This window comes from Sinomonas albida (assembly GCF_004919045.1).
GTDB lineage: Bacteria > Actinomycetota > Actinomycetes > Actinomycetales > Micrococcaceae > Sinomonas > Sinomonas albida.
Genome location: NZ_SWDW01000021.1, coordinates 35,247 through 41,246, shown reverse-complemented (window position 1 = coordinate 41,246; position 6,000 = coordinate 35,247). Strand labels below are relative to the sequence as shown.

The 6,000-nt window shown below is 68.4% G+C and carries 5 protein-coding genes; 3 read left to right on the top strand and 2 right to left on the bottom strand.

Annotated elements, in window-relative coordinates; genetic code table 11:
• Positions 1-176 precede the first annotated feature (176 nt).
• Positions 177-2,054 carry a glutamine--fructose-6-phosphate transaminase (isomerizing) gene (gene glmS / locus E6A26_RS16835; protein WP_136612362.1) on the bottom strand — a complete coding sequence of 626 codons (1,878 nt, stop codon included), beginning with the start codon at positions 2,052-2,054 and terminating at the stop codon, positions 177-179.
• A gap of 61 nt (positions 2,055-2,115) precedes the next feature.
• Between glmS and coaA the strand changes: the two genes are divergently transcribed.
• From coaA to E6A26_RS16820, 3 genes are all read left to right on the top strand, one after another.
• On the top strand, positions 2,116-3,081 hold the full coding sequence (coaA, locus tag E6A26_RS16830; protein ID WP_234865630.1) for a type I pantothenate kinase: 966 nt from the start codon (positions 2,116-2,118) through the stop codon (positions 3,079-3,081).
• A gap of 103 nt (positions 3,082-3,184) precedes the next feature.
• Positions 3,185-3,574 (top strand): large conductance mechanosensitive channel protein MscL, encoded by a 390-nt coding sequence (gene mscL, locus E6A26_RS16825; RefSeq protein WP_136612360.1) that lies wholly within the window; start codon positions 3,185-3,187, stop codon positions 3,572-3,574.
• 208 nt (positions 3,575-3,782) lie between these two features.
• On the top strand, positions 3,783-4,814 hold the full coding sequence (locus E6A26_RS16820) for a transglycosylase domain-containing protein (RefSeq protein ID WP_136612359.1): 1,032 nt from the start codon (positions 3,783-3,785) through the stop codon (positions 4,812-4,814).
• Between the two features lie 71 nt (positions 4,815-4,885).
• On the opposite strand, the gene E6A26_RS16815 is transcribed toward E6A26_RS16820, so the two are convergent.
• A complete protein-coding gene (locus tag E6A26_RS16815) occupies positions 4,886-5,986 on the bottom strand; it encodes a methyltransferase (protein ID WP_136612358.1) in 1,101 nt (366 codons plus the stop codon).
• Positions 5,987-6,000: the final 14 nt, after the last annotated feature.

Genomic DNA, 6,000 nt, shown 5'->3' with positions numbered 1-6,000 from the left:
CTTCGTCCCTCGCAGCGGCCTCCGCCGCCCGAGCCCAGAAACCGAAGTGCCTACAACGTCCTGAGACATCAAGTGTCAACAACGTCCTGAGACAGGAAGTGTCCACGAGGTCCTGAGACATCACACGGCCTGACGCGCGAGTAGCTGTACCCGAGACGGGAAAGGGCGGGCGGGGGCTACTCGACCGTGACGGACTTGGCGAGGTTGCGCGGCTGGTCCACGTCGAAGCCCTTCGCGGCCGCGAGCTCCGCCGCGAAGATCTGCAGCGGCACGGTGGTGAGGAGCGGCATGAGCAGCGGAGGCGTCTCCGGCACGTACACGACGTGCTCGGCGTACTCGCGCACGGCCTCGTCGCCTTCCTCCGCGATCACGAGCGTGCGCGCCCCGCGGGCCCGCACCTCTTGGATGTTGGAGACGACCTTCGCGTGCAGCGAGTCGCGGCCGCGCGGCGACGGCACCACGACGAAGACCGGCTGCCCCTCGTCGATGAGCGCGATCGGGCCGTGCTTGAGCTCGCCGGCGGCGAAGCCCTCGGCGTGCAGGTACGCGATCTCCTTGAGCTTGAGTGCGCCCTCGAGCGCCACGGGGTAGCCCACGTTGCGGCCGAGGAAGAGGACGGACTTCTCGTCCTTCATGCTCCGGGCGAGCTCGCGGAGCGGCTCGGCGCTGTCGAGGACGGTCTGGATCTTCTCGGGGATCTTGTTGAGGTCCGCGAGGACGTCCTTGATCTGCCCTGTGAAGATGTTCCCCCGGAGCTGCGCGAGGTACAGCCCCAACAGGTACGCGGCCGTGATCTGGGCGAGGAACGCCTTCGTCGAGGCGACGGCGATCTCGGGACCGGCGTGGGTGTACAGCACCGCGTCGGACTCGCGGGGGATCGTCGAGCCGTTCGTGTTGCAGATGGAGACCGTCTTGGCGCCCTGCTCGCGGGCGTACCGGACAGCCATGAGCGTGTCCATCGTCTCGCCGGACTGGCTGATCGAGACCACGAGCGTGTTCTTGTCCACGATCGGGTCGCGGTAGCGGAACTCGTGCGCCAGCTCAACCTCGGTGGGGATCCGGCACCAGTTCTCGATCGCGTACTTCGCGACCATGCCGGCGTACGCGGCGGTGCCGCACGCGAGCACGATGATCTTGTTGACCTGCTTGAGCTCGGCCGCGTCGATGCGGAGCTCGTCGAGGATGAGGTGGCCCTGGACGTCCGAGCGGCCCAGGAGCGTGTCGTGCACCGCAGCAGGCTGGTCGTGGATCTCCTTCTCCATGAAGGAGGAGAAGCCGCCCTTCTCCGCCGAGGCCGCGTCCCACGAGACCTCGAACTCCTTGCCCTCGGCGGGGCGACCGTAGAAGTCCGTGATGACGAACGAGTCCGGCGTGATCGTGACGATCTGGTCCTGCCCGAGCTCCACGGCGCGGCGCGTGTGGTCGATGAAGCCTGAGACATCGGAGCCGAGGAAGTTCTCCCCCTCGCCGAGGCCGACGACGAGCGGCGAGTTCCGCCGCGCCGCGACGACGACGCCGGGCTGCTCCGCGTGGACGGCGAGGAGCGTGAACGCGCCCTCGAGCCGCTGGGCGGCGAGCTCCATCGCCTTGGTGATGTCGCCGTCGGCCGCGCCGCGGTAGAAGTCGCCGATGAGCGCGGCGGCGACCTCGGTGTCCGTCTCGGACTCGAACTTCACGCCCTTCGCGACGAGCTCCTGCTTGAGCTCCGCGTAGTTCTCGATGATGCCGTTGTGGATGACGGCGAGGCGGCCCTGGTCCGCGAGGTGCGGGTGGGCGTTCGCGTCGGTCGGGCCGCCGTGGGTGGCCCAGCGCGTGTGTCCGATCCCGGTGAGCGTCGCCGGCAGCGGGCGCTCCCCCAGCTCGGCGATCAGGTTGCCGAGCTTGCCGGCCTTCTTCCGCGATTCCACAGCCCCATCCGCCACGACGGCGACGCCCGCCGAATCGTAGCCCCGGTACTCGAGGCGGCGCAGACCCTCGATGACGACGTCAAGGGCACTGTGATCTCCGTTTCGACGCGCTTGAGCGCTGCCGACGTAGCCGACGATTCCACACATGCGCTTCATCCTACCGGGCACTCATTTCGCTCTAGGCGGCCGTGTTGGCAGAATCACCCGAGTGAGTCTGCACAGGACTGAGTTCGACGGCGACGGCGCCACGCCCTTCGTCGAGCTCGACCGTGTCCGCTGGTCCCAGCTGGCGAACCGCATGGAACAGCCGCTCAACCAGGAGGACATCGACCGCCTGCGCGGCCTCGGCGATCCCCTCGACCTGCGCGAGATCCGCGATGTCTACCTGCCGCTCAGCCGGCTCCTCTCCCTCTACGTCGAGGCCTCGGGCGCGCTGCATTCGGCCACGTCGCAGTTCCTCGAGGAGCAGACCCAGCGCACGCCGTTCGTGATCGGCGTGGCTGGCTCGGTGGCCGTGGGCAAGTCAACGATCTCCCGCGTGCTGCGCGAGATGCTGCGCCGCTGGCCCTCCACGCCGGACGTCCAGCTCGTCACGACCGACGGCTTCCTCTACCCGCTCGCCGAGCTCACCCGACGTGGCCTCCTGGAGCGCAAGGGCTTCCCCGAGTCCTACGACCGCCGCGCGCTCTTGCGCTTCGTCGCGGAGATCAAGTCCGGCGCCGAGGAGGTGCGGGCGCCCTGGTACTCGCACCTCACGTACGACATCGTGCCTGGCCGCGAGGTCGTGGTGCGCCGCCCGGACGTGCTCATCGTGGAGGGGCTCAACGTCCTCGCGCCGGCGCGCCCGCGAATCGACGGCACTACCGGCCTGGCCCTGAGCGACTTCTTCGACTTCTCGATCTACGTGGACGCGAAGACGAGCTACATCGAGGAGTGGTACGTCCAGCGCTTCCTCAAGCTCCGCTCTGGCGCGTTCGCCCAGCCCGAGAGCTACTTCCACCGCTACGCCTCCCTGTCCGATGCCGAAGCGGTGAAGACCGCCCGCGGGATCTGGAAGAGCATCAACGAACCCAACCTCGTCCAGAACGTGCTGCCCACGCGGGGGCGGGCCCAGCTCGTCCTCACCAAGGACTCCGACCACTCGATCCGCCGGATGCTCCTGAGGAAGGTCTGACCCACGGCCGACGGCGGCGATCGCCCTTCGGGGGGCGCGACACATGGCGCGGGTTACCCGAAATTCACATAACAGTCCATATGGCCACGCTATTCTTGGCGCCATGCTGAGCGGATTCAAAGCTTTCATCATGAAGGGCAACGTCGTAGACCTTGCCGTCGCCGTCGTCATGGGCGCCGCCTTCGGCGCGGTCGTGACGACCTTTGTCAACAACGTCCTCATGCCGATCATCTCCCTCATCGTGGGGCAGCCGAACTTCGACAACTTCCTCGTCTTCGGTCCGGTCAAGGTCGGCGTCTTCCTCACGGCCCTCGTCAACTTCGTGCTCGTTGCGGCGGCGATCTACTTCGTCATCGTGATGCCCATGAACCACATGATCGAGCGCCGCAACCGCAAGCTCGGGATCAAGGAGGTCACGGAGGAGGCGCCCGTCGACCCGCAGGTCGCCCTCCTCACGGAGATCCGCGACACCCTGCAGGCCCGGCAGAACTGACCAATCAGGCCCGGCGGCCGCCTACCCTCGCAGGGTGGGCGGCCGCTTTCGTTGCTGCCAGAGAATTCCCAGCAATACGGAATATGTGAAAATGAAATTTGCACATTCGGGCGGGGGTCAATTTGCGATCCAATGTGAGGACACCTAGACTAACGCGAACCGCCCTGTGCCCCGTGGCCTACTCGCAGCTTGACCTCAGGAGCCGCCCATGGACCCCTTGGCCGATAACTTCCCACCAATTTCACATCGCGTTCGCGGCCGCCGGGTCGTGCCGCTGGGTCCTGCCGAGACGGCCCCTCCCCCGCAGATCAGCCTGCCGGAGGAGTGGGAGCCCCGCGACCCCGAGTTCGACGGCTCCCAGGACCGCCGCCCCGCCGGCCGCGGCCGCCGGCCGGCGGACCGCCCGCGCCGCCGGGGGCGCGTGCGCAGGGTCCTCAAGGTCACCGGGATCGTGGTGGTCGTCGCGTTCGTCGCGAGCATCCTCACCGCCATCGCCTACAACTGGATCACGCCGCCCCGGACGTCCTACATGCTCCAGGCTGGCGAGCCCACGGTCTATCAGTACGTCTCGCTGGACCACATCAGCCGCAACACCATCGCGGCCGTGATCGCCCACGAGGACGAGGAACTCGGGAGCCGGGTGGGTGCTTTCACGGAGGCGGACTTCCAAGCCCGGGCCCAGGCCTTCATCGACGGCCAGCCCGATCCGAGCGGCTCGACCGTGCCGCAGCAGCTCGTCAAGAACATCTTCCTGTGGCCGAGCCACGACGCGCTGCGCAAGGCGATCGAGGCGCCCCTCTCCGAGGAGTTCGACCTCCTGCTCCCCAAGCAGCGCATCGCCGAGCTCTACCTCAACTACGCGCAGTTCGGCCCGAAGCTCTTCGGCATCTGCGCCGCAAGCTGGTACTACTACAACACCCCGCCGTCGCAGCTCAACACCTACGAGTCAGCCCAGCTCATGGGCGTGCTCCCCGACCCCGACAACGTGCGGCGCGCGCCCGGGGGCGGCCTCGACATCAGCTCGAAGGCCGACCCCATGGCGGTGGACCTCATCAATGGCGCCGCGAACGTGTGGCTTCCGCGCCAGCTCGCGGGCATGGGCGGATGGCAAGCGGCCGTCGCGACCATCGGCATCAAGGACGAGGCCTCGGCGCACGCCGCGACCGAGGGAGGCCCGGACGGATGCTCGACCATGCCGCAGAGCGTCACCGAGAGGCTCAAGTCGGAGGGCGCCAAGTAGCGCGACCTGAGCCGAAGAATTGAGAAAGGCCCGCGTGGAAGAATTCCACGCGGGCCTTTCTCATGGCGAATTCAGACCGCCACCAATTCGACAATTCCATAGGCACCGGAATCGATCACGCGGCCCCGGATAAACCCGGCCCCCGATGCGAGTTCGAAGAATTCCTCGGCCGAACGCTGCCGCCCCTCGGTCTGCGCGAGCATCATCACGTCGGAGATGGACACGGGGAACTCGGCACGGTTGGGCTCCTGGAGCCACTCGAGCACGAGGACCTTCGCGCCGACCGGGGCGGCCGAACGCACCGTGCTCAGGATGCGCCGGCACTGGGCGTCGTCCCAGTCGTGGAGCACGTCCTTGAGCAGGTAGAGGTCCGCGGGAGCGTCGAAGCCCGTGAACAGGTTCCCCTCGACCGCGGTCACACGCTCTGCAACGCCGCGCGCCGCGAGGTACTCCCCCGCCCCGCGGAGCGGCCCGGGCTGGTCCACGAGCATGCCGCGCAGGCTGGGATGCGCGCGCAGCACCTCCGCGAGCATGGTCCCGACGCCGCCGCCCACGTCGCACACGGTGCCGGTAGCGGGCCAGGGGTACGCAGCGACGAGGAGGGGCGCAGCCATGAGTGTGAGCTCGCGCATCGTGCGGGCGAACCCCGCCTCCTCCTCGGGATGGGCCGCGAGGTACTCCCAGATGGTCTGGCCGGTTGCCGCGTTGAAGGCCGGCTGCCCGTCGCGCAGTGTCTGCGGGAGCCGCGCCCAGCCCGCGAGCACCATCGGCGACGTCGAATAGCGGATCCACGCGGCCATCGAGTGCGGGTGGTCCTCCAGGAGATGCCTCCCGGTCGGGGTGAGCGAGAACCGGCCGCGCCGATCCAGACGGGTCAGGCCATAGACGGCGAGGCCTCGCAGCACGCGATGGACCGTGTCGGCGTGGAGGTCGAGGCGCCCGGCCACGCCAGCCGCCGTGAGCGGCCCGGAGGCGAGGGGCTCAAGGAGTCCCGTGTCGACGGCGGCGCGGAGCAGCATGAGCGGCGCGACCCCGCCGCTCACCTCGAGCACCCTCGCCTGAGGCGACGTGAGGACGGCACTCGCCCGCCCGAGCGCGGAGCTGAGTCGCTGGGCAAGACGAACCATGGGCCGCTGGGCGAAGCGGACGACGGCGGCTGGCGGCGTGCGCATGGCGCTAGCCTACG

Bases quoted from the DNA above. Each gene is read 5' to 3' on its own strand.
- E6A26_RS16820 (WP_136612359.1), top strand. From the start codon at position 3,783: ATGGACCCCTTGGCCGATAACTTCCCACCAATTTCACATCGCGTTCGC.
- glmS (WP_136612362.1), bottom strand. From the start codon at position 2,054: ATGTGTGGAATCGTCGGCTACGTCGGCAGCGCTCAAGCGCGTCGAAAC.
- mscL (WP_136612360.1), top strand. From the start codon at position 3,185: ATGCTGAGCGGATTCAAAGCTTTCATCATGAAGGGCAACGTCGTAGAC.
- E6A26_RS16815 (WP_136612358.1), bottom strand. From the start codon at position 5,986: ATGCGCACGCCGCCAGCCGCCGTCGTCCGCTTCGCCCAGCGGCCCATG.